The sequence below is a fragment of the Streptomyces sp. MA5143a genome, assembly GCF_900290235.1.
Taxonomy (GTDB): Bacteria; Actinomycetota; Actinomycetes; order Streptomycetales; family Streptomycetaceae; genus Streptomyces.
In genome coordinates this window covers 47,712-70,663 of record NZ_OLMK01000062.1, presented here as the reverse complement: position 1 = coordinate 70,663, position 22,952 = coordinate 47,712, and the positions used below count along the sequence as shown (strand labels likewise).

20 protein-coding genes and 2 pseudogenes are annotated in these 22,952 nt (G+C 72.0%); 7 read left to right on the top strand and 15 right to left on the bottom strand.

What is annotated here, in order from left to right:
* Positions 1-19: 19 nt before the first annotated feature.
* Positions 20-682 (top strand): maltokinase N-terminal cap-like domain-containing protein, encoded by a 663-nt coding sequence (locus SMA5143A_RS25325; protein ID WP_107465144.1) that lies wholly within the window; start codon positions 20-22, stop codon positions 680-682.
* 74 nt (positions 683-756) lie between these two features.
* Here SMA5143A_RS25325 and SMA5143A_RS25320 read toward each other — a convergent pair whose 3' ends face one another.
* On the bottom strand, positions 757-1,632 hold the full coding sequence (locus tag SMA5143A_RS25320) for a hypothetical protein (protein WP_146193950.1): 876 nt from the start codon (positions 1,630-1,632) through the stop codon (positions 757-759).
* Positions 1,633-1,866: 234 nt separating this feature from the next.
* A complete protein-coding gene (locus SMA5143A_RS25315; protein WP_107465142.1) occupies positions 1,867-2,910 on the bottom strand; it encodes a glycoside hydrolase family 5 protein in 1,044 nt (347 codons plus the stop codon).
* A gap of 850 nt (positions 2,911-3,760) precedes the next feature.
* On the opposite strand from SMA5143A_RS25315, the gene SMA5143A_RS25305 reads away from it, so the two are divergent.
* On the top strand, positions 3,761-4,768 hold the full coding sequence (locus tag SMA5143A_RS25305; protein WP_107465141.1) for an isopenicillin N synthase family dioxygenase: 1,008 nt from the start codon (positions 3,761-3,763) through the stop codon (positions 4,766-4,768).
* 27 nt (positions 4,769-4,795) lie between these two features.
* On the opposite strand, the gene SMA5143A_RS25300 is transcribed toward SMA5143A_RS25305, so the two are convergent.
* A complete protein-coding gene (locus SMA5143A_RS25300) occupies positions 4,796-5,896 on the bottom strand; it encodes a citrate synthase 2 (RefSeq protein WP_107465140.1) in 1,101 nt (366 codons plus the stop codon).
* Positions 5,897-6,130: 234 nt separating this feature from the next.
* On the opposite strand from SMA5143A_RS25300, the gene pdxH reads away from it, so the two are divergent.
* Positions 6,131-6,760, top strand: a complete 630-nt coding sequence (pdxH, locus tag SMA5143A_RS25295; protein WP_107465166.1) for a pyridoxamine 5'-phosphate oxidase — start codon at positions 6,131-6,133, stop codon at positions 6,758-6,760.
* Between the two features lie 9 nt (positions 6,761-6,769).
* Here the strand turns inward: pdxH and SMA5143A_RS25290 are convergent, their stop codons facing one another.
* The 8 genes from SMA5143A_RS25290 to SMA5143A_RS25255 all read right to left on the bottom strand — a co-directional run bounded on the left by SMA5143A_RS25290 (position 6,770) and on the right by SMA5143A_RS25255 (position 17,048).
* On the bottom strand, positions 6,770-7,375 hold the full coding sequence (locus tag SMA5143A_RS25290) for a TetR/AcrR family transcriptional regulator (protein WP_107465139.1): 606 nt from the start codon (positions 7,373-7,375) through the stop codon (positions 6,770-6,772).
* Positions 7,376-7,434: 59 nt separating this feature from the next.
* Complete coding sequence (locus SMA5143A_RS25285; RefSeq protein ID WP_107465138.1) at positions 7,435-8,184, bottom strand: enoyl-CoA hydratase family protein; 750 nt, start codon at positions 8,182-8,184, stop codon at positions 7,435-7,437.
* Positions 8,181-9,674, bottom strand: a complete 1,494-nt coding sequence (locus SMA5143A_RS25280) for an AMP-binding protein (protein ID WP_107465137.1) — start codon at positions 9,672-9,674, stop codon at positions 8,181-8,183. Before SMA5143A_RS25280 ends, SMA5143A_RS25285 begins: the two co-directional genes overlap by 4 nt.
* Positions 9,675-9,791: 117 nt before the next feature.
* Complete coding sequence (locus tag SMA5143A_RS25275) at positions 9,792-10,925, bottom strand: acyl-CoA dehydrogenase family protein (protein ID WP_107465136.1); 1,134 nt, start codon at positions 10,923-10,925, stop codon at positions 9,792-9,794.
* A 106-nt stretch (positions 10,926-11,031) separates the two neighbouring features.
* On the bottom strand, positions 11,032-12,879 hold the full coding sequence (locus SMA5143A_RS25270; RefSeq protein WP_107465165.1) for an acetyl/propionyl/methylcrotonyl-CoA carboxylase subunit alpha: 1,848 nt from the start codon (positions 12,877-12,879) through the stop codon (positions 11,032-11,034).
* An 8-nt stretch (positions 12,880-12,887) separates the two neighbouring features.
* Positions 12,888-14,486 carry an acyl-CoA carboxylase subunit beta gene (locus SMA5143A_RS25265; RefSeq protein WP_107465135.1) on the bottom strand — a complete coding sequence of 533 codons (1,599 nt, stop codon included), beginning with the start codon at positions 14,484-14,486 and terminating at the stop codon, positions 12,888-12,890.
* A 91-nt stretch (positions 14,487-14,577) separates the two neighbouring features.
* Positions 14,578-16,257, bottom strand: coding sequence for an acyclic terpene utilization AtuA family protein (locus SMA5143A_RS25260; RefSeq protein ID WP_107465134.1), 1,680 nt, complete (start codon positions 16,255-16,257; stop codon positions 14,578-14,580).
* Positions 16,254-17,048: a TIGR03084 family metal-binding protein gene (locus SMA5143A_RS25255; RefSeq protein ID WP_107465133.1), complete on the bottom strand. Its 795-nt coding sequence runs from the start codon at positions 17,046-17,048 to the stop codon at positions 16,254-16,256. Before SMA5143A_RS25255 ends, SMA5143A_RS25260 begins: the two co-directional genes overlap by 4 nt.
* Before the next feature lie 232 nt (positions 17,049-17,280).
* On the opposite strand from SMA5143A_RS25255, the gene SMA5143A_RS25250 reads away from it, so the two are divergent.
* A complete protein-coding gene (locus SMA5143A_RS25250) occupies positions 17,281-18,264 on the top strand; it encodes an EamA family transporter (protein WP_107465132.1) in 984 nt (327 codons plus the stop codon).
* 111 nt (positions 18,265-18,375) lie between these two features.
* Here the strand turns inward: SMA5143A_RS25250 and SMA5143A_RS25245 are convergent, their stop codons facing one another.
* Positions 18,376-18,924 (bottom strand): GNAT family N-acetyltransferase, encoded by a 549-nt coding sequence (locus SMA5143A_RS25245; protein ID WP_107465131.1) that lies wholly within the window; start codon positions 18,922-18,924, stop codon positions 18,376-18,378.
* A 143-nt stretch (positions 18,925-19,067) separates the two neighbouring features.
* Here SMA5143A_RS25245 and SMA5143A_RS25240 point away from each other — a divergent pair, with 143 nt between their 5' ends.
* Positions 19,068-19,916, top strand: coding sequence for an alpha/beta fold hydrolase (locus SMA5143A_RS25240; protein ID WP_107465164.1), 849 nt, complete (start codon positions 19,068-19,070; stop codon positions 19,914-19,916).
* Positions 19,917-19,960: 44 nt separating this feature from the next.
* Here the strand turns inward: SMA5143A_RS25240 and SMA5143A_RS44800 are convergent.
* The 3 genes and pseudogenes from SMA5143A_RS44800 to SMA5143A_RS25220 form a co-directional block, all read right to left on the bottom strand.
* Positions 19,961-20,065 (bottom strand): annotated as a pseudogene (locus SMA5143A_RS44800) (DUF3626 domain-containing protein); the annotation flags it as partial.
* Positions 20,066-20,324: 259 nt separating this feature from the next.
* Positions 20,325-21,105: pseudogene (locus SMA5143A_RS25225) on the bottom strand (GntR family transcriptional regulator).
* The gene (locus tag SMA5143A_RS25220; RefSeq protein ID WP_107465130.1) at positions 21,102-21,644 is read right to left on the bottom strand and encodes a GntR family transcriptional regulator; all 543 of its coding nucleotides are present in this window, start codon (positions 21,642-21,644) and stop codon (positions 21,102-21,104) included. Before SMA5143A_RS25220 ends, SMA5143A_RS25225 begins: the two are co-directional and overlap by 4 nt.
* 452 nt (positions 21,645-22,096) lie before the next feature.
* On the opposite strand from SMA5143A_RS25220, the gene SMA5143A_RS44110 reads away from it, so the two are divergent.
* Positions 22,097-22,399 carry a hypothetical protein gene (locus SMA5143A_RS44110; protein ID WP_107465128.1) on the top strand — a complete coding sequence of 101 codons (303 nt, stop codon included), beginning with the start codon at positions 22,097-22,099 and terminating at the stop codon, positions 22,397-22,399.
* A 150-nt stretch (positions 22,400-22,549) separates the two neighbouring features.
* Positions 22,550-22,921: a DUF952 domain-containing protein gene (locus SMA5143A_RS25205; protein ID WP_107465127.1), complete on the top strand. Its 372-nt coding sequence runs from the start codon at positions 22,550-22,552 to the stop codon at positions 22,919-22,921.
* Positions 22,922-22,952 lie beyond the last annotated feature (31 nt).

Genomic DNA, 22,952 nt, shown 5'->3' with positions numbered 1-22,952 from the left:
GCGGGCGGAGAATCGGGGGATGGCGATCATTCACCGCACCACGCTCACGCCCACCAAGCTCGAACTGCTCACCGCCTGGCTGCCGGGCCGCCCGTGGTACCTGGGCGGCGCGGGTGAGCCGCGGTTGGCCAGGGCCGGGGGGTTCCGGCTCGACGATCCGGCGGGCGAGGTCGGCGTCGAGTTCATGGTGGCCACCGACACCGCCGGCCCCGAACCCGTCCACTACCTGGTGCCCCTCACCTACCGCGGCGCCCCCCTCGACGGCGCCGAGCACGCCCTGATCGGCACCACCGAGCACGGTGTGCTCGGCACGCGCTGGGTCTACGACGGCTGCCACGACCCCGTACTCGTCACGGAGCTCCTCGCCCTGTTCGAGGGCCGCGCCCAGGCCCAGGCCCAGAGTCTCACCGACACCCCGGACCACGAGATCGTCCGCTCCTACGCGGGCTCCGCGCCGCTGCCGCCGGCCGCCGCCGGCGACGCGCCCTCCGCCGAGGACGACAAGGACGCCACCGGCATCGCCGTCGCGCCGGGCCTCACCCTCCGTCTGCACCGGGTCCTGCGGCCCGCCCCGGACGCCGTGGCCGACCGCCCCGCAGACGCCCTGGGACATGTCTCCGGCCACTGGGAGCTGCCGGACGGCAGCCGCGCCCGCGCCGTGTTCGCCGTCCTGCACGACTGACGCGCGGGCGGGTCGCCGGGACCGGTCACCCGCCGCCCTCGATCTCCGGCCGCACATCTGCCCTCGGTGTCCGGCTACACGCCGCCCTCGATGAGGGTCCAGCCCGAGGACACGTTCGCCAGGGAGCCGACGTTCGCGTAGTTGCCGTCGGTGAGGGTCGAGGTCCAGGCGGTGCCGTCGGTCTTGTAGAAGAATAGCGAGTCCGAGGTCCGGCCCACCTTGTCCCACAGTCCCGTCGTACCGATCCCGCGGACCGTGCCGACCGAGCCGTCCGTGGCCGTCGCGACCCTGGCCTGGAGCCGCGAACCGGTCCTGGCCAGGGCCAGCAGGGAGTCCTCGGTCGCGGTCAGGGTGCCCAGCGGCGCTCCGTTGCGTGCGCCCTGGTGCGTGTAGAGGCCGTCCTGAAGCGTCCCGAAGCCCAGCCGGTTTCCGGCCGCGAACGCCGCCGTGTCGCAGGAGGCGGCGATGCTGCTCCAGCCCTTGCTGAACGTGGAGTAGAACTGGCCGTGCTGGTACTCGCCGCCGGTGAGCGTGCCCGTCACGCCCTGGCCGGTACGGGAGTTGTAGAAGAGCACCGTGTCACCGGCCGCCTCGACATGGGTCCAGCCCCGTGAGAAGTCGTCGAAGCTCTGCACCTGCTCGTAGCGGCCCGCCTCGAACGTGCCCGCCTCACCGGCCCCGGTGTTCGTGTTGTAGAGCACGATCGAGTCGCGGCTCGCCGCCGCGTGCGTGTAGCCCGTGGGGAGGTCGAACGCGGTCTTGTACTGCCAACGGCCGTCGGAGAGCGTGCCCGTGGCGGCCTCACCGGTGCTCCGCTTGTAGAACAGGATCGAGGAGTTGGGCGTCGTGTCCTCGCAGTACGAGGAAGCCGCCGACGCGGTGGGACCGGGTCCGGCCAGCAGAAGGGCCACCACCGATCCGGCGAGCGTGGCCACCAGGGATTTCCTCATGGTTCTCCCCTACTCCTCGCGCATGCCCGCCCCGGATTCCAACACCCCTCAGCCCATTGGCCGGAACGCCCCTCTCCCATCGTGCGCCGGGTCCTGCGGCGGCGCATCTCGGCGCCCGCCGGGCGCCGTCCGGGTTCCGGGCCCGCTCGCCAGGGGCGCCGGACCCGGAGGGGAGTCAGCGTCGGTGTCGCGCCGCGGCCCCGCATCTCACGGCGGCCGCCGCCCGGTCGGTGGTCACCGCTTCCAGGCCCAGTGCAGACGGTCCAGTCCGCTCTGGTTGTTGACCTTCAGGCTGAGGCGGGTGCCCGTGCCCTGGAGGGTGGTCAGTGAGTATGTGTCGCCGTTGCGCAGTCCCGGCCAGTAGACCGAACCGAGGCCCAGCTCCCGGATGGTGTCGGTGGCGGCCTGGATGTACGCGACCTCGTTGGAACCGCCCACCGGGCCGTTGTAGTCGAGGCCGGTCGTCATGGAGGCGCCGAACTCGTCGAGGATCGTGCGCGAGGCGCATGTGCCGATGCGCTCCTTGAAGTCGGCCTTCCACTGCTCGACGCTCGTCCAGTCGGTGTGCCAGAAGCCGTAGTTGTGCAGCGCGATACGGGTGCCGTTCAGCCGGCTGTCGGCGCACACCGGCTTGACGTCCTCGCTGTACTTGACGCCGCCGACGAGGATCCGGTCGCGCGGCACGAAGCGGTGCGTCCTGACCCAGCGGGCGGCGACATCGCGCCATTCCTGCGAGGTGTAGCCGAACGGCTCGTTCATCGGCTCGAAGTACACCTTGGAGTCGCCCGCGTACGACGACGTGATCCGCGCCCACATACGGTCCCAGGCGGCCTGGTCGTCGATCTTGCCGTCCTTGGCGTTGTCGGCCTCCCAGTAGCCCAGGATGACCTTGAAGCCCTTGTCGGTGGCGGCGTCGATCGCACCCCGGTACGACTTCCAGAACGGGCCGTTCACGGAGGTCGGGTTGACCGGGAGGCGGACCGTGTTGGCGCCGAGCTTCGCGAACCCGCCGATGATCGCGCGGGACTTGGCGTAGGTGGTGGCGTAGCTGTCGGACGTGGACAGACCCGAGGGGACCACCGCGTCGTCGGCGTAGTTGTCACGCGGGTCCGCCCAGTTGACGCCCTTGAAGGCGCTCACCGGGAGGACGGCCTTGCCGGTGGAGGAGTCGGACGCGGAGGCGGCGGACGCCGGGGCGGCGAGGGCCCCGCCGAACACCGTGGCGCCGGCCAGCAGCGCCCCCAGACAAGCGGTCCCGCGATGGTTCTTTCGTGGCACGACATCCCTTTCTGGGCAGTTGCGTCCGCGAAACCTCGACAGCAGGTCGGCGGCTCTGTGGCTTCCGCAACGTAGAAGAGATCTCAAACAGAGGTCAACACATCAGCACACCAAATCTCATCAAGAAACCAGGGTCGCCGACCGTCCAACTGCCCTGAGCAGGCGAAAGCCACGACCCGCCCCACGCCGTCGGGCAGCGGGACTCAGCTGCCACCCACGGTCGGCCCCTAGCCCTCCAGCCGCACCCGGATGCCGTCCTCCTCGACCCGCACATCCCGCAACCGCACATCCCCGCGCTCCGGCTCCGGCAACTCGAAGGCCCGCGGGTCGGCCGCGGAGGGGCCCGGCGAAATTCTCTCGGAAAATCACTTGAGCGCCCGCGGACCCCTTCTTAGGGTGTGCGGTACACGAGAAGGGAGGTGGTTCGGCAGATGTATGACAACCGGACGCGTGAGGTGGCTGCGGGCTAGCGGCCCGGCACCACGCACAGTGCGGTGCCGGACCAGCGTGTGATCGCACGCGCAGCCGGCCCAATCTCAAGCAGTCACCCGACCCGTGGGCTCGCCGGTACGTCCGGCCGGCTTTCTCTTCCTTTGGATGAGAGACCTGAGCCCGCGGGTCGTCTGCGTTTGTGAGGGGCGGAGTATTCTGGGGGCATGGTTCTGATGCTTGTTCGACGCCGGCACGTGGATTTCGTGCGCGTCACAAGCATGGGCTGTCGGCGTTCCGCCTGAGATCGGCCTCTTCGGTCTTTCCCGTTCTGCTGTCCTGCCCTTTCCCCCTGGCACCCGCGGCCCCGCCCCACCCTCGGCGTCGGCGCGGGCTCCCGTACACCCTGCGGACGTGTCTCATGATGTATCAGCAGCTTCCCATCATCGATCTCTCGGCGGCCGAGCGCGGGCCCGAGGCGCGCGGGCTGTTGCACGCGCAGTTGCACAGCGCGGCGCACGATGTGGGGTTCTTCCAGCTCGTCGGGCACGGGGTGCAGCAGACGGAGATCGAGCGGCTCACCCGGGTCATGCGGGAGTTCTTCGCGTTGCCCGAGAGTGAGCGGCTCGCCATCGACAACGTGCGGTCACCGCACTTCCGGGGCTATACGCGCACCGGGGACGAGCGGACCGGCGGCCGGCAGGACTGGCGGGACCAGCTGGACGTGGGCGCCGAGCGGCCGGCCCGGGTGCCGGCCGACGGGGAGCCCGCGTACTGGTGGCTCCAGGGGCCCAACCAGTGGCCCCGGTCGCTGCCGGAGCTGCGGGAGGTCGCGCTGGGGTGGATCGACCGGCTGAGCGGCGTCGCCGACCGGCTGCTGCGGGAGCTGCTGGTGTCGATCGGCGCCCCGGCGGACTTCTACGCGCCGATCTTCGGACAGGGGGCGCACCCGCATCTGAAGCTGGTGCGGTATCCGGGCAGTGCCGGGGACGGCGCCGACCAGGGGGTGGGGGCCCACAAGGACTACGGGTTCCTGACCCTGTTGCTCCAGGACCAGGTGGGCGGGTTGCAGGTGGAGCGGGAGGACGGGCTGTTCCATGAGGTGCCGCCCATCCCGGGGGCCTTCGTGGTGAACCTCGGGGAGCTGCTGGAGGTGGCCACCCAGGGGTACCTGGTGGCGACCAACCACCGGGTGGTGAGCCCGCCGGGGGCGACCGAGCGGTTCTCGGTGCCGTTCTTCTACAATCCGCGCCTGGACGCGCGGATAGAGCCGCTGGTCTTCCCGTACGCCTCGGCCGCGCCGGGCGTGACCGACGATCCGGCCAACCCGCTGTTCGCGGAGTACGGGTTCAACGAGCTGAAGGGGAAGCTGCGGGCGCACCCGCTGGTGGCGGAGCGGCATCACGCGGGGCTGCTCAGCCCCGCGTGAGTCCCGGGGGCCGCCGGGGCTGCCGTGTCAGTGCGCGATGTCCTCGTAGCCCTCGATCTCGCGGGGGCTGCGGGGACCCGGGCCGGTGTAGCGGGCGGAGGGGCGGACGAGGCGGCCGGTGCGCTTCTGTTCGAGGATGTGGGCGGACCAGCCGGCGGTGCGGGCGCAGGTGAACATCGAGGTGAACATGTGGGCCGGGACCTCGGCGAAGTCGAGGACGATGGCGGCCCAGAACTCGACGTTGGTGGCGAGGACGCGGTCGGGCCGGCGGGCGTGGAGTTCGGCGAGGGCGGCCTTCTCCAGGGCTTCGGCGACCTCGAAGCGGGGGGCTCCCAGCTCACGGGCGGTGCGGCGCAGGACGCGGGCGCGGGGGTCCTCGGCGCGGTAGACGCGGTGGCCGAAGCCCATGAGGCGTTCGCCCTTGTCGAGGGCCTGTTTGACGTAGGCGTCGGCGTCGCCCGTGCGTTCGATCTCCTCGATCATGCCGAGGACGCGGGAGGGGGCGCCGCCGTGCAGGGGGCCGGACATGGCGCCCACGGCTCCGGAGAGGGCGGCCGCCACGTCCGCGCCGGTGGACGCGATGACGCGGGCCGTGAAGGTGGACGCGTTCATGCCGTGCTCGGCGGCGCTCGTCCAGTAGGCGTCGACGGCGGCGACGTGCTTGGGGTCGGGCTCTCCGCGCCAGCGGATCATGAAGCGTTCGACGACGGACTGCGCCTTGTCGATCTCGCGCTGCGGGACCATGGGCAGGCCCTGCCCGCGGGCGGACTGGGCGACGTAGGACAGGGCCATGACGGCGGCGCGGGCGAGGTCCGCGCGGGCCTGCTCCTCGTCGATGTCGAGGAGGGGTTTGAGGCCCCAGACGGGGGCGAGCATGGCGAGGGCGGACTGGACGTCGACGCGGATGTCGCCGGAGTGGACGGGGATGGGGAAGGGCTCGGCGGGCGGCAGGCCGGGGCGGAAGGCGCCGTCGACGAGCAGGCCCCAGACGTTTCCGAAGGAGACGTGACCGACGAGGTCCTCGATGTCGACGCCGCGGTAGCGGAGCGCGCCGCCCTCCTTGTCCGGTTCGGCGATCTCCGTCTCGAACGCGACGACTCCTTCGAGACCGGGTACGAAGTCGGACATCAGGCGGCTCCTCGTGATGTGTGCGACAGGGGGATCGGCTGTTCGGGGGTCCATCCAGAATGTTCCTGCACGATACGCCTGAGTGCCATGTTTGGGGAGGGTGTGCGGCACTCAGTGCCACATGCGGGTGGGGAGCCGGCCGGGCGGGCCGTCGGTCGGCGGGTGCCGTGGGCGATACGGCAGGATGACCATGTGAACGATCCCGGTCTGGAGCCCGTGCCCGATCCCGCTGTGATGCGCAAGCAGTACCGCGCCGACGGGCTCGACGAGAGCGAGCTGGCCGTCGGCCCGATGGAGCAGTTCGGGCGGTGGTTCCTGGAGGCCGCGCAGGAGGGCGGGCTGTTCGAGCCGAACGCGATGGTGGTGTCGACGGTCGACGCGGAGGGGCACCCGAGCTCTCGTACCGTGCTGATGAAGGCGTACGACGAGCGGGGCTTCGTGTTCTACACGAACTACGACTCCCGCAAGGCGCGTGACCTGGCGGAGAACCCCCAGGTGTCGCTGGTCTTCCCGTGGCACGCGATCGCCCGGCAGGTGATCGTGACGGGGACGGCGCGGCGCACGGGCCGGGACGAGACGGCGGCGTACTTCCGGGTGCGGCCGCACGGGTCGCAGCTGGGGGCGTGGGCGAGCGCGCAGTCCTCGGTGATCTCGTCGCGGGCGGAGCTGGAGGCGGCGTACGCGGAGCTGACCGCCCGGTACCCGGAGGGCGAGCAGGTGCCGGTGCCGCCGCACTGGGGCGGTTTCCGGGTGGTGCCGACGAGCGTGGAGTTCTGGCAGGGCCGGTACAACCGGCTGCACGACCGGCTGCGGTACGTGGCGCTGCCGGACGGGTCGTGGCGGGTGGAGCGGCTCAGCCCGTAGCCGGGCGGGTCAGTCCAGGACCTCGTCGAGGAGTGCGGCCCACTGGGCGACGACCTTGTCGCGGCGGCCGGTGTCGTCGGTGAGGAGGTTGGCGAGGCCGAGGCCGCGGGCCATGTCGAGCACGCCCTGGACGGTTTCGCGGACGCCGGGGACGGTCTCGTCGGCGTGCAGGAGCTCGACGGCGATGCGGTGGGTCTCGCGGCCGACGCGGGCCTCCAGTTCGGTGACGCGGGGGCGGAGCTGGTCCTCGTTGGAGGCGGCGACCCAGAGGTGGAGGGCGGCCCGGAAGAGGGGGCCGGTGTAGAGGTCGACGAGGGCGGCGACGACGGCGGGGCGGTCGGCGGGGCCGTGGGGGAAGAGGTCGCGCAGGGCGAGGGAGCGTTCCTCGGCGACGTATTCGACGGCTGCGGTGAACAGGTCCTCGCGGGTGCGGAAGTGGTGCTGGGCGGCGCCCCGTGAGACGCCGGCGCGCTCGGCGACGACGGAGACGGTGGAGCCGGCCCAGCCGTGTTCGGCGAGACAGGAGACGGCGGCTTCGAGGAGCCGTTTGCGGGTGACGCGGCTGCGGTCCTGCTTGGGGCCGCGTTCGGCGACGGCGGCGGTGTCCGTGGCCATGGCCGTGTCCGTTTCCGCCGTCGTGTCCTTGGATCTGCCCGTCGATGTATCCGCCGTGCTCACAGCACCCATCCCGGTTCCCGTCCTTCGAGGAAGGCCGTCATGCCCTCGCGGGCGTCGTCGGAGTCGAACAGCCGGGACGAAAGCCGGGTCAGTTCGCCCGCGTCCAGGTCGAAGTTCTCCAGCACCTTAGCCGTGAGCAGGCGTTTCGTTTCCGTCAGGGCCCTCGGTGCGGCTCGGCGCAGTCCGTCGAGGACGGGTTCGAGGACCGCGTCGACATCGGGTCCGGTGGCGGTGAGCAGGCCGATACGGGCGGCTTCGCCGGGGCCGAACCGTTCGCCGGTGAGGTAGTGGCGGGCGAGGGCGCGGGGGTCGGTGCGGGGGCGCAGGGTGAGGGAGATGACGGCGGGGGCGACGCCGATGCGGACCTCGGTGAAGGCGAAGGTGGCGTCGGGGCCCGCTGCGGTGATGTCGCAGGCCCCGAGGAGGCCGAGGCCGCCGGCGCGGACGTGGCCGGTGACGCGGGCGACGACCGGCTTGGGGAGGTCGAGGATCCCCCGGAGCAGTCCGACGAGGGCTTCGGGGCGGGGTGGTCGGCGCAGGTCGGCGCCCGCACAGAAGGTGGTGCCGGTGTGGGTGAGGAGGACGGCGCGGGTGGCGTCGTCCTTGCCGCAGTGGGCGAGGGCCTCGGACAGGTCCCGTACGAGGTCGGCGGAGAGGGCGTTGCGGTTGGCCGGGGAGTCGAGGGTGAGGGTGGTGATGCCGCGGTGGTGTGCGGTGCGTACGAGGGGCTGGGGGGTGTCCGTCACAGGCGCTCCCTGAGTTCTCGGCGGAGGATCTTCCCGGAGGCCGCGCGGGGGACGCCGTCGATGAAGGTGACGTGGCGGACGCGTTTGTAGGGGGCGACGCGTTCGGCGACGTACATCATGACCTCGCCCCCGGTGAGTCCGGTGGTGGTGGGGTGGGGGACCACGAAGGCGTGCGGGACCTCGTTGCCGTCGGCGTCGTACTGGCCGATGACGGCGGCGTCGGCGATGCCGGGGTGGGTGATGAGGAGGGCTTCGAGTTCGGCGGGGGCGACCTGGAAGCCCTTGTACTTGATGAGTTCCTTGACGCGGTCGACGACGTACAGCCAGCCGTCGGCGTCGCAGTGGGCGATGTCGCCGGTGGCGAGCCAGCCGTCGGCGTCGATCATGGCGGCGGTGGCGTCGGGGCGGCCGAGGTAGCCCTTCATGACCTGGGGGCCGCGGATGAGGACCTCGCCGGGTTCGCCGACGGGGACGTCCTGGGCGGGGTCGTCGAGGGAGACGATCCGCATCTCGGTGCCGGCGATGAGCTTGCCGACGGTGCCGGGGGGCGCGGCGGCAGCCTGGTCGAGGGGGACGAGGTGGGAGCAGGGGGAGAGTTCCGTCATGCCGTAGCCCTGGACGACGGGGGGCAGGCCGAGGCGGGCGGAGCACGCGGCGGCGAGCCGGGCGTCGAGGGGCGCGGCGGCGGACAGCACGTGCCGGACCGAGGAGAGGTCGTAGCGCTCGGCGGCGGGGTGCTTGGCCAGGGCGAGGACGATGGGCGGCGCCACGTAGAGGTGGGTGATGCGGTGCTTCTCGATGGCGGCCAGATACGTCTCCAGGTCGAAGCGGGGCAGGACGGCGAGGACGCGGTCGCCGGGGGCGGCGGGCATGACGGGTTCGAGCTGCGCGAGGTTGGTGGCGATGGACCGGTGGGTGAGCATGACGCCCTTGGGGACGCCGGTCGTGCCGGAGGAGTACGGCAGCACCGCGAGGTCGGCCGCCGGGTCGAGGGCGACGGCCGGCTCGGGGGCGGTGGTGGCGAGCAGGTCGACGAGGGAGCGGTGGCCGGGGGCGCTGTCGCAGACGAGGATCTCCCGGATGCCGCCGGCGCGTTCGGCGGCGGCGCGGGCGGTGTCGAGGAGGGGTGAGACCGTGATGATCCAGCGGGCGCCGGAGTCGGTGAGCTGCTTGGCGAGTTCGTCGGCGGTGGCGAGCGGGTGCGCGGTGGTGACGGTGGCCCCGGCGCGGGTGGCGGCGTAGAAGGCGGTCGGGTAGGCGAGGGTGTTGGGGCTGTGCAGGGCGAGGACGTCGCCCTTGCGGAGGCCGGCCTCGGTGAGGGCGGCGGCGAGCCTCCGGTGGAAGAGGTCGAGCTGCGCGTAGGTGAGGGTGGTGCCGTCGGCGCCGTCGATCAGCGCGGGGGTGTCGCCGTGGTCGGCGGCGTGGCCGAGGACGGCGTCGTGGATGGGCAGGTCGACGGGCTGGATGTCTGCGTACTCGCTGCGGAACATGGTTCCTCCTGGCAGTACGGCTGGTGTGGGCTGCGGCGTGCGCGGCTCGGGCCCGGTGGCCGCCGTGCCGGCCTCCGGGGCGTCGACACCTCGGAGCGTGGGGGACGGGTCGGCGGTTCAGTAGGACTTGGGCAGGCCGAGGGTCTGGTGGGAGACGTAGTTGAGGATCATCTCCCGGCTGACGGGGGCGATCCGGGACACGCGTGCGGCGGTGATCAGTGAGGCGAGGCCGAACTCGCGGGTGAGGCCGTTGCCGCCGAGGGTGTGCACGGACTGGTCGACGGCCTTCACACACGCCTCACCGGCGGCGTACTTCGCCATGTTGGCGGCCTCACCGGCGGCCGCGTCGTCTCCCCTGTCGTAGAGGTGGGCCGCCTTCTGCATCATCAGGCGGGCCAGTTCGAGTTCGATGTGGGACTGGGCGAGAGGGTGGGCGATGGCCTGGTGGGCGCCGATGGGCTGCCGCCACACGGTGCGCTCGCGGGCGTACTCGACGGCCCTGGCGAGGGCGTAGCGGGCCATGCCGATGGCGAACGCGGCGGTCATGACGCGTTCGGGGTTGAGGCCGGCGAACAGCTGGAGCAGGCCGGCGTTCTCGTCACCGACGAGAGCCTCGGCGGGCAGCCGCATGTCGTCGAAGGTCAGCTCGAACTGCCGCTCGGCGGCGCGGAGTTCCATGTCGATGGGCCGGTAGTCGAAGCCGGGGGTGTCCCTGGGGACGATGAACAGGCAGGGCTTCAGGTTGCCGGTGCGGGCGTCCTCGGTGCGGCCGACTATGAGGGTGGCGTCGGCCTTGTCGACGCCGGAGATGAAGACCTTGCGGCCCGTGAGCAGCCAGTCGACGCCGTCGCGGCGGGCCGTGGTGGTGATGCGGTGGCTGTTGGAGCCGGCGTCGGGTTCGGTGATGCCGAAGGCCATGGTGCGGGTGCCGTCCGCCAGGGCGGGGAGCCATTCGGTCTTCTGGGCGTCAGTGCCGAAGCGGGCGATGACCGTGCCGCAGATGGCGGGCGACACGACCATCATGAGCAGGGGGCAGCCCGCGGCGCCGAGCTCCTCCAGGACGATGGAGAGTTCGGCGATTCCGCCGCCGCCTCCGCCGTATGCCTCCGGCAGGTTGACGCCGAGGTAGCCGAGCTTGGCGGCCTCCGACCAGAGGGCCTCCGGGGTGGAGTCGCGGCCGTGGCGTTTGCCCAGGGCGGCGACCGCGGCTCGTAGGGCTTGGTGTTCTTCGGATTCGATCACGGGGGACATGAAGGGCTCCTGGGGTGGGCGCGTCGGTCGTTTGGGAGGGTGCGGGTGTGTGGGGGCTGGTCGCGCTCACGCGGCGGAGCCGCATGTCGAAACAGCCCCGCGCCCCTTAAGTCGGCTGCACCACCGCCAGCAACATGCCGGGTGTCACCTGTTGTCCCACCACCACGTGCAGGGCCGTCAGGGTTCCCGGTGCCGGGGCGGTGATCTTGTGTTCCATCTTCATCGCCTCCAGCCAGAGGAGGGGCTGGCCCGCCTCGACCGGGGTGCCCGGTTCGGCGTTGTCGGCGAGGCGGACGACCGTGCCCGGCATGGGGGCCAGGAGGGAGCCGGCGGCCTGGGTGGTGGTGGGGTCGGGGAAGCGGGGCAGGGCCCTCAGCTCGGTGGTGTTGACGTAGCGGGTGTCGCCGTAGCGCGTCACCTCGTACGTCCTGCGGATGCCGTCGGTTTCGAGGACGACCCGGTCGGCGTCCGCGTGGACGACGGTCACGCCGTCGGCCTCCAGGCCCGCCCTGGTGTGGCGGTACGTCACCTCGTGCTCCTCGCCGGCCAGTTCGTAGCACCTGGTGTGGGGCCGGGAGGGGAGGTTGCGCCAGCCGCCGAAGCGGGGGTCGCCGTGGGCGCGCGCGTCGGCGAGGGCGGCGGCCAGAGGGGCGTGCGGGTCGGGGGCGGGGGCGGTGAGGTGGGGCAGGTGGCGGTCGTAGAAGGCCGTCGTCATGCGGGCCGCGGTGAACTCGTCGTGGCGCAGGGAACTGATCAGCAGGGCCCGGTTGGTGGTGGGGCCGTGGATCGTGGTGCGGTCCAGGGCCCCGGCGAGCTTGCGGAGGGCCTCGGCGCGGGTGGGGGCGTGGGCGACGACCTTGGCGATCATCGGGTCGTAGTGGACGCCGATCTCGTCGCCGTCGGTGTAGCCGGTGTCGAGGCGGACGTCGTCCGGGACGGTCAGCCGGTGCAGGGTGCCGGTCTGCGGGGTCCAGCCGGTGGCGGGGTCCTCGGCGTAGAGGCGGGCCTCGACGGCGTGGCCGTACGCGGCAGGGGGTTCGGGGGGCAGGGCGGCGCCCTCGGCGACGCGGAGCTGTTCGGCGACCAGGTCCAGGCCGAACACGGCCTCCGTCACCGGGTGTTCGACCTGGAGGCGGGTGTTCATCTCCAGGAAGTGGGCGCGGCCGTCGGCGACGAGGAACTCGACGGTGCCGGCGCCCACGTAGGAGACGGCGTGCGCGGCGCGTACGGCGAGGGTGCGCAGTTCCGCTTCGAGGTGTGGGGGGAGGCCGGGGGCGGGGGCCTCCTCGATGACCTTCTGGTGGCGGCGCTGGAGGGAGCAGTCGCGGGTGCCGAGGGCCCAGACGGTGCCGTGGGTGTCGGCGAGGATCTGCACCTCGACGTGGCGGCCGTCCTCCACGTACGGCTCGATGAACACCTCACCGTCGCCGAAGGCGCTCGTGGCCTCGGCGCGGGCGGCCTCCAGGGCGGCGTCGAGGTCGTCGAGGTCGCGGACGACGCGCATGCCGCGGCCGCCGCCGCCCGCGGCGGCCTTCACCAGGACCGGGAGGTCGGCCTCGGTGACCTCGGTGAGGGGGGCGAGGCCCATGAGCTGTTTGGCGCGGGTCTTCGACGCCATGGCCTCGATCGCCTCGGGGGGCGGGCCGATCCAGGTGAGGCCGGCGTCGAGGACGGCGCGGGCGAAGTCGGCGTTCTCGGACAGGAAGCCGTAGCCGGGGTGCACGGCGTCCGCTCCCGCGGCGAGGGCGGCCTTCACCACGAGGTCGCCGCGCAGGTAGGTGTCGGCGGGGGCCGCGCCCGGGAGCCGTACGGCCTGGTCGGCGACGCGCGTGTGCAGGGCGGTGTCGTCGGCGTCGGAGTGCACGGCGACGGTGCGGATGCCCAGCTCACGGCAGGTGCGGAAGATCCGGCAGGCGATCTCGCCCCGGTTGGCGACGAGCACTGAAGTGATCACGTGGTCCCTCACATCCGGAAGACGCCGAAGCCGCCGCGGGCGCCCTCGTAGGGGGCGGTGTGGATGGCCGACAGACACAGGCCGAGGACGGTGCGGGTGTCGCGCGGGTCGATGACGCCGTCGTCGTACAGCCGCCCGGACAGGAACATGGGCAGCGACTCGGACTCGATCTGCTGCTCCACCATGGCGCGCAGGGCCGCGTCGGCGTCCTCGTCGTAGGGGTGTCCCTTGGCGGCGGCCGACTGGCGGGCGACGATCGACAGGACACCCGCGAGCTGCTGCGGGCCCATGACGGCGGATTTGGCGCTGGGCCAGGCGAAGAGGAAGCGGGGGTCGTAGGCGCGGCCGCACATGCCGTAGTGGCCGGCACCGTAGGAGGCGCCCAGCAGGACCGACAGGTGCGGGACCTTCGAGTTGCTGACCGCGTTGATCATCATCGCGCCGTGTTTGATGATGCCGCCCTGCTCGTACTCCTTGCCGACCATGTAGCCGGTGGTGTTGTGGAGGAACAGCAGCGGGATGTCGCGCTGGTTGGCGAGCTGGATGAACTGGGCGGCCTTCTGCGACTCCGCGCTGAACAGGACCCCTTGGGCGTTGGCGAGGATGCCGACGGGATAGCCGTGCAGGGTGGCCCAGCCGGTGGTGAGGCTCGGGCCGTAGAGGGGCTTGAACTCGTCGAAGTCGGAGGCGTCGACGATGCGGGCGATGACCTCGCGGGGGTCGAAGGGCACCTTCGGGTCGGCCGGGACGATGCCCAGCAGGTCCTCCGCGTCGTACTTCGGGGGTGCGGCGGGTGCGGGGTCCGGGTGGGCCTTGCGGTGGTTGAGGCGGGCGACGACACGGCGGGCCTGGCGCAGGGCGTCGTGCTCGTCGACGGCGAACTGGTCGGCGAGACCCGACACGCGCGCGTGCATCTCGGCGCCGCCGAGGGACTCGTCGTCGCTCTCCTCGCCGGTGGCCATCTTCACCAGCGGCGGGCCGCCGAGGAACACCTTCGCCCGCTCCTTGACCATGATCACGTGGTCGGACATGCCGGGGACGTAGGCGCCGCCCGCGGTGGAGTTGCCGAAGACGACGGCGATGGTGGGGATGCCGGCGGCGGACAGCCGGGTGAGGTCGCGGAAGATGGCGCCGCCCGGGATGAAGATCTCCTTCTGGGAGGGCAGGTCGGCGCCGCCGGACTCGACGAGGCTGACGCAGGGCAGCCGGTTGGCGAGGGCGATGTCGTTGGCGCGCAACGCCTTCTTCAGGGACCACGGGTTGGAGGCGCCGCCGCGTACGGTCGGGTCGTTGGCGGTGATCAGGCACTCCACGCCCTCGACGACGCCGATGCCGGTGACGAGGGAGGCGCCCACCGTGTGGTCGCTGCCCCAGGCGGCCAGCGGGGACAGTTCCAGGAAGGGCGTGTCCGGGTCGAGGAGCAGTTCGACGCGTTCGCGGGCGAGCAGCTTGCCGCGGCCCCGGTGCCGGGCGACGTACTTCTCGCCGCCGCCCGCGAGGGCCTTGGCGTGCTCGGCGTCGAGTTCGGCGAGCTTGGCGAGCATGGCCTCGCGGTTCGCGGTGTGGTCGGGGCCGCCCGGGTCGAGGGCGGAGGCGAGGACGGTCACCGGTGCGCCTCCGAAGGGGCGGGGCGGACCTCTGGTGGGGCGGTGGGCTCCGGAGGTGCGGCGGGCTCCGGTGGGGCGGGGCGGCGGGCGGTCACAGGAGTACCTCCGGGATGTCCAGGTGGCGGGAGCGGAGCCATTCGCCGAGGGCCTTGGCCTGCGGGTCGAAGCGGTGCTGGGAGGCGACGCCCGCGCCGAGGACGCCCTCGACGACGAAGTTCAGGGCGCGCAGTCCGGGCAGCGGGTGACGCGTGACGGGCAGGGCGGCGGTCTCCGGGAGGAGGGCGCGCAGCCGGTCGGTGGTGAGGGTGTGGGCGAGCCACCGCCAGGCGTCGTCGGTACGGGCCCACAGCCCGATGTTGGCGTCGCCGCCCTTGTCGCCGCTGCGGGCCCCGGCGACCAGCCCGAGGGGCGCCCGACGGGTCGGGAGCCCGGCCGGGAGGGGCTCCGGCAGGGGCGGCTCGTCGACGGGGCGCGGTACGAGGGTGTCGTGCGGCGGGGGGACGGGGATCCGGCGGCCGTCGTGGAGGACGGCGGTGTGCTCCACGGCCCCCTGGTCGACGTACTCGGCGTCGAAGACCCCGTAGGGGGCGCCCTTCCCCGGCGGTTGCGGGACATGGAAGCCGGGGTAGCTGGCGAGGGCCAGTTCGACGGCGGCTCCGCTGAAGGCACGGCCGACGGCCTCCGGGTCCGGGTCCCGTACGACGAGGCGGAGCAGCGCGCTGGCGGTCTCCTCGGTGGGGGCGTCGGGGTGGTCGGTCCGCGCCAGCTCCCAACGCACCTCCGTCGGCGGCGACTTGGCGAGGGCGTCCGCCATCTGAGCCTTCACGACGGCGGCCTTCGCCTCGATGTCGAGGCCGGTCAGGACGAAGACGACCTCGTTGCGGAAGCCGCCGAGCCGGTTGAGCCCGACCTTGAGGGTGGGGGGCGGTGCCTCGCCGCGTACGCCCTGGACGCGGACCCGGTCGGGGCCGTCCTGGGTGAGCCGTACGGTGTCGAGGCGGGCTGTGACGTCGGGTCCGGCGTAGCGGGCGCCGGCCGTCTCGTACAGCAGCTGGGCGGTGACGGTGCCGGTGTCGACGAAGCCGCCGGTGCCGGGGTGCTTGGTGATGACGCTGCTGCCGTCCTCGTGGAGTTCGGCGAGCGGGAAGCCGGGGCGGCGGATGTCGCCGTCGGCGAAGAAGGCGTAGTTGCCGCCGGTGGCCTGCGTCCCGCACTCCAGCACGTGCCCGGCGACGACGGCGCCCGCGAGACGGTCGTGGTCGCCGGGTCCCCAGCCGAAGTGGGCGGCGGCGGGCCCGGTGACGAGCGCGGCGTCCGTGACGCGGCCGGTGACGACGACGTCGGCGCCCTCCCGCAGACAGGCCGCTATGCCGAAGCCGCCGAGGTAGGCGTGCGCGGCGAGGCTGCCGGGGTGCCGGGCGGTGAGGTCGTCGCCCTCGACGTGCGCGACCCGCACGGGGAGGCCGAGCCGGTCGGCGAGCGCCCGTACGGCGTCGGCGAGTCCGGCGGGGTTGAGGCCCCCGGCGTTGGTGACGATGCGGACGCCGCGCTCGTGGGCGTGGCCGAGGCACTCCTCCAGTTGGCGCAGGAACGTGCGCGCGTACCCGGCCGTGGGGTCCTTCAGGCGGTCGCGGCCGAGGATGAGCATGGTCAGCTCGGCGAGGTAGTCGCCGGTGAGGACGTCGAGGTGGCCGCCGGTGAGCATCTCGCGCAGGGCGTCGAAGCGGTCGCCGTAGAACCCGGAGGCGTTGCCGATGCGCAGCACGCTCATCGCGCCGCCTCCCCCGGCCCACGCCCCGGCCCCGGCGGGCCCGCGAAGGCCTGGGCGATATCCAGCCAGCGGTCGGCGTCGGCGCCCTCGGCGCGCAGGGCGAGGTCGGCGCGGTGGGCGCGCTGGGTGACCAGGAGACAGAAGTCGAGCGCGGGTCCGGTGACGCGCTCGGCGGCGTCCTCGGGGCCGTACGCCCACAACGCGCCGGAGGGGGCGGCGAGTTCGACGCGGAACTCCTCGAAGGGCGGGGTCAGGGAGTGGACCCCGAAGGAGAAGTCGCGGGTGCGGACGCCGAGGCGGGCGACATGGCGGAGCCGGTCGGTGGGGACACGGGTCACGCCGAGGGTGTCGGCGACGTCCTGGCCGTGGGCCCAGGTCTCCATCAGTCGCGCGCTCGCCATGGACGCGGTGGACATGGGCGGCCCGAACCAGGGGTACCGCTCGCCGTCGGGAGCGGCCCGCAGCGCGTCCTCCAGGGCCGCGCGCCCCGCCCGCCAGTCCGCGAGGAGCCGGTCCGGCTGCTTGTCCGCGCCCTCCTCGGCGCCGTTGTCCACGAAGTCGCCGGGCTGCGTCAGCGCGTTCTCCACCTCGTGGGCGAACGCCTTCCGATCGGTCACGGCGAGCAGCGCGGCCCGGTCGGTCCAGGCGAGATGGGCGATCTGGTGGGCGATCGTCCAGCGTGGCGCGGGGGTCGCGAGCGCCCACCGTTCCACGGGCAACTCGGCGACGAGGGCGTCGAGTTCATCGCTCTCGGCACGGAGGTCGTCGATGACGGGCGTCGGGTCGGCCATGGGGGGAGGATGGCAGGGCGACCATAAACAAGCAAGCATGCTTGCATTTTTAGTACGGGAAGGGAGGGGTACCCAGGGGGATGCGTAAGCCTCAAAAAGATTTACACCCCTGTCTTAGTCCACTAGCCTGGACTGTGCAGTCATCCACATTGAACGCACCACCTCCTTCCCCGCTCCCTGGACGGCCCCCGTGACACCTCCCCGTGCTGACCGGCCCGCACCCACCCCTGCGGTGTCGACCGCCCCGTCTCCCACCTCCTCCGCTCCCGCCACCCCCGCCACCCCCTCTCCGGCCTCCCCCCGCTTCGCGCGGGCCCGGGGTCTCGGTGCGCTCGGGCCGGTCGGGCTGGTGCTGGCCGGTGGGGTGTCGGTGCAGTTCGGCGGCGCGCTGGCGGTGAGCCTGATGCCCCGGGCCGGGGCGCTCGGCGTGGTGACACTGCGGCTGGCGGTGGCCGCGCTCGTGCTGCTCGTGGTGTGCCGCCCCCGGCTGCGCGGGCACTCCCGCGCCGACTGGGGCACCGTCGTGGCCTTCGGCATCACCATGGCCGCGATGAACGGCCTCTTCTACCAGTCGCTCGCCCGCATCCCCCTCGGCCCCGCCGTCACCCTGGAGGTGCTGGGCCCGCTGACCCTGTCCGTCGTCGCGTCCCGCCGCGCGGTGAACCTCGTGTGGGCCGGACTCGCCCTGTGCGGCGTCTTCCTCCTCGGCGGCGGGGGCGGCGGCTTCGGCGACCTCGACCCGGTCGGTGTGGCGTTCGCGCTGTCCGCCGGGGCGATGTGGGCGGCGTACATCGTCTTCAGTGCCCGTACGGGCCGACGGTTCCCGCAGGCCGACGGGCTGGCGCTGGCCATGGTCGTCGCGGCGGTGCTGTTCCTGCCGCTCGGGGTGGTGGAGTCAGGGGGCCGGCTCCTCGCCCCGACGACCCTGGCGCTGGGCGCCGCCGTCGCCGTCCTGTCCTCCGTCCTCCCCTACACCCTGGAACTGCTGGCGCTGCGCCGTCTGCCCTCCTCCACGTTCGCCGTCCTGATGAGCCTGGAGCCCGCGCTCGCGGCGGCCGCCGGCTTCCTCGTCCTCGACCAGACCCTGTCCGCGCCGGAGTCCCTCGCGATCGCGCTGGTGATCGGCGCGAGCATGGGGGCGGTACGGACACAGGTGGGGCGGAGGAAGGCGAAGGGGGTGGCTGGGGGGTCGGGGGCGGGCTCGGGGGCCGGATGAGAGCTGCGACGGACGCACGTACTGTGCCGTCTGCACGCACTGCGCGTACCCGCGCATGATCACGCGCCGGGGTCGCGCGTCGAGGTCACGCGCTGGGGCCACGCATCACGGTCACGCGTCGGGGTCGCGGAGGCCGACGGCGTCGTGCCGCCAGAAGGGCTCCGTGTAGACCAGGGTCCCCGTCATCCATGACTCGTACGCCGGGAGCCTGTGCACCTGGAAGGCGCCGTCCGGGATCCGCAGGGACGGTCTGCGAAAGCCCAGCCCGCCGCCGGGCTCGAAGCCGAGACGCGCGTAGTAGCCGGGATCGCCCTCTAGCCAGACCAGGGGAACCGCCCGTTCGGCGAGGATGCTCAGCCCGTGCCGGACCAGCGCCGAGCCGATCCCCTGCCGCTGGAACGCCGGCGCCACGGCGAGCGGGCTGAGGATGTGCACGTCGACCAGCCGCCGAGGAGCGTCGAGCAGGCCCCGGGTGAACATGACATGCCCGACGACCTGTCCGTCGTGCTCGGCGACCAGCGACAGGCCGTCGTCGGCCGTGAGGGTGTCCCGCAGGGTGTCGAGCAGGTCGGCCACGACCGGGCCGTGGTCACCGAACGCCCCCAGGTGAACGCCCCGTACGGCCTGTCCGTCGCCCGGAAGTTCTTCGCGAAGATCCATTCCCGGAGGGTAGGCGCCACTGCGGTTGTGTCTCACATGATTTTGCGGCCGAGGGCCGAGGGCCCAGGCGGCCGAAGCGGGTCTAGGTTGGACCTGGCCCCGCCGGTCCCGGTGAGGGCGCGTTGTCGGACGGGGGTGGCGTGGTGCCGGAGGTCGAGCTGTCGGCCGGGACGATCGACTATCAGGACACCGGCGGGGGCGGGCCGGTGCTCGTGTTCGGCCATGGGCTGCCGATGACGGGGACGCAGTGGCGCAAGGTCGTGCCGCTCCTGGACGACTACCGCTGTGTCTTGCCCACGCTGCCGCTCGGCGGCCACCGCCGGCCGATGAGACCGGACGCCGACCTGTCCCACCGCGGCGTCGCACGGCTGCTGGGCGAGTTCATGGAGCGGCTGGGTTTGGACGACGTGACGCTCGTCCTCAACGACTGGGGCGGCGGCCAGTTCCTGGTGACGGAGGAGCGGGGCCACAGGGTCGGGCGGCTCGTGCTGGTCGCCTGCGAGGCGTTCGACAACTTCCCGCCCGGCCCTGCCAAGGCTTTGGCCACGGTGTGCAAGGTACCCGGCGGCGTCCGGCTGCTGACCCGCCTCATGCGGGTCCCCGCGTTCCGGGACAACCCCCGCGGATACGGCGGGATGAGCCTGCGCGGCATCCCGGACGAGATCCTCGCCGAGTGGTTCGGCCCCGCGACCCGCAGCCGGGCCATCCGACGGGACTTCGCCAAGTTCGCCACGTCGGCGCCCGGCCGGGCCGTCCTGCTGGAGTGGAGCGAGGGGCTGCGGGACTTCGACCGTCCCGTCCTCGTCGTGTGGGCCACGGAGGACCGCCTGATGCCGCGCGAACACGGCCCCCGGCTGGCCGCGCTGTACCCGAAGGGCCGGCTGATCGAGATCGAGGACTCCTCGACGCTCGTACCCGAGGACCAGCCGGAACGGCTCGCCGAGGCGATCAGGGACTTCGTCGAGGAGACCGGGGCGGGGAGCGACGCTTGAGCGCCGGCTTCGGCTTCGGCTTCGGCTTCGGCTGGACAAGGTGCCTAGTCAGCGGATGGTGTGCGGCTCTGGGTGAATCGCGCCAAGCAGTGCCAGACCTTCTTGAGGTCCTGCAGGGCGTAACGGCCCGTGCGGGCGGCATCTCCCACGTCTTAGTGACGGCGCGCCGCCGACGGGATCACGACGATAGTTCAACGCCCCGTACACAGATCGCTCGTCAGCTGCGGCGTGGTCGTACGCGCCTACACCCTCCGCCGCCTTGACCAGAATCGGCCGGTCTCCCGCAGCCCGATCGGAATGAAAGTGCATCCCCACCCGCAGGTCAGGCGCTAGCGGCCCTCCCGTGGACAAGGCTGCAACATGGCGCCCACCGCCTCTACGCGCGGGTCAGATTTCACTAACGCGCCCTCACTCAGGCGTGAACTCGTACTGCAGCTCATAGAGATGGCCGGCCTTCACCAGAACCGTCGCCTCGATGACGCGTTCGTCATCGCTGTGCACCACACGAAGAGTACGCAGCACCGGAAGGCTGGTAGGGAGGTTCAGCGCTTCGTACTGTCTCTGGGTGGGCACCCGGGCGGAGACGCGGTCGACGCTGAGGCGAGGCGGATAGCCGAGTTCGGCCAGGAGCGTGGGACTTCCACCCGGGATCTTCCGGCGGCCCGTCAAGGGTGTGCCACGGGCGATGTCCAGCGGATAGTACGACTGCACGAGTTCGACCGGCTCCCCGTCGATGAACAGGATCTGGCTGCGGAGCAGCGCCAGGCCGTCCTCCGGGAGGCCGAGCGCCGTGCGCACGTCCGCCGGTGGCCGGCGCTCGCCCACGTCGAGGAGAGTGCTGCGTGCGCTCACGCCGGACTTGGCCGCCTCGGCGAGCCAGCGATACGGGTCTCCGGGCGAAGCCGGGGCCATGAAGGAGGCGGGTCGCACGGTCCGCTGCCGGTGCTCCCGAACGGTGACCGCGGCACCTGCCCGCCCGACCACCAGACGTTCGTCCTTGAGCAACTGCAGCGCCTTCTGCACCGTGGCGTTGGACGCGTCGAAGCGGGCCTTCAGGTGGGCCGTGGAAGGAAGGCTGCTTCCCGGGGGGGATTTCTCCGCTCATGATCTCGTCGCGCAGGTCGGCGGCAATGCGTTCATGCAGCGAGCGGCGGTCGGGGCTTTCGGGCTGGGCCTTGGGCACGGTCATTCCATCCTGATCTCGTATCGGAGCCGCTGCCGTCGCCCCGGCATCACCATGCAGTCGATCTGGATCGGTTGATCGTCGCGGTCCAAGGTGAGCCGGGTCAGCCGCAGAACCGGCTCACCGGGCGCGGTCTGCAAAGCCTTCCGTTCTTCCTCGTCCGGCATGTCCGCGACGACATCCTCACGTACGAGAGCGCCGACGTGTCCGAGTTGGGCGAGCAGCGTCACGGCTCCGCCCCGGATCTTGGCCGTTCCGGCCAGAGCGGTGCCGCGGGCGATGGAGGTCGGATAGTAGGTGTCTGTGAGCTCGTTCGGCTGATCGTCGAGAAGGATGACCCGACGGCGCACGACGACCGGCTCTCCCTCCGGCAGCCCGAACAGTCTCGCAACCTCGGCGGGTGCGGGAGCCTCACCGGCGTACACGATTCGCTGCGTGCCCCGGCGGCCCTGCACGGCCGCATCAGCGGCCCACGCGTCACCCTGCCCGTTCTCACGCGGCATCAGGTAAGGCATCGAGGCGCTGACCCACCTACTCGTGCCCAAAGGAGCCCTCCTGGACCACTCGTGTGCGAGCTTTGCTGCTTCACACGGTAAGCGACTTAGCGATTCCCCCTGGAAATCATCACCACTATTCGCGAAAAGCGATAAGGTTGCCAGGTCGCGTTCCTCTCGGGAGACATGGACGGAGCTGATGACATGACCGACCTTATCCGTGGTCTCATCGCGTGGATGAGTGCCCTCGGCAAGCCTCACGGTAGACACCGTGCCCGTTCCCTGCCCACGATTCCGGCGCCCGCCCCGCCAGCGACGCCAGACGCTGCGCTGCCCACCCATCGCAGCCCTTACGGCCTCCACGGTCTGCTCGACGGCACCGCCACCATCGCCGTACGCCCGTACGTCACCATCTGCGAACAGCAACGCCGGCAACCGGCCATGGCCTCCCTCGGCCTGAACGTGTCCTGCCCGCGCCGGACACACGGGATGGATGTCACCTGGTGAGCGCCACCGCAGACGAGGAAGCATCGGACCCACCACGCGTCGCCCGCCTGCTGCCCTGGTCCGGCCCTGAGAGGAAGCCTTGCTACGTCATCACCGATGATCAAGGTGGGCCGGTATCGCGGCTTGCGGACGCCGTGGAGTCCATCCAACTCGGGATGGGTGCCGAGCTTCTGGGCCATGCCCATGAACTATTGCCGGACGCCCCCAGGGGGGAGCTTCGTTTCATCGCGGAGAGATTGGCGGAGGCCCTCGGCGACGCGCTACGGGTGGCCGAGAGTCGTGGGCAGCGGCTGAGGTAGCTCGACTGACAGAGAAGCGCGAGGCCGGGGCCATCAGTGAGGACGGGCCCCGGCCCGTGCCCCGTTCCTGTACGTGATGCGGACCTTGCACCCGAGTGACGCCACTGACACGGTGAACGGCCGGCCCGTCGCCTGTTGTATAACCAGGCAATGATTCACCACGTCGTATCCCCCGAGGCCTGGAACGCCCGGCCCGATCAGCCCTACGCTCCCGCCTCGCTCGCCGAGGACGGGTTCGTGCACTGCTCGCCGGACGAGGCCACGACCGTTGCGGTCGTCAACGCGTTCTACCGGGACGTCCCCAGGCCGTTGCACGTGCTCATGCTCGACGAGGAGCGGCTCGACGCCCGTGTCGAGTTCGAGGCGGCGGCACCCGCCCCGCCGCCCGGCGTCGGCGACGACGTCCTCTTCCCCCATGTCTTCGGCCCGCTCAACCGGGACGCCGTGGTCGGCATCCAGGAGGTCGAGTGGGACGCGGAGGGGCGCGCCACCGGGCTCGGGGACGTCACGGACCTCGGCTGACGCCGGACGGAGTCCCCGGCCGCACGCGCCC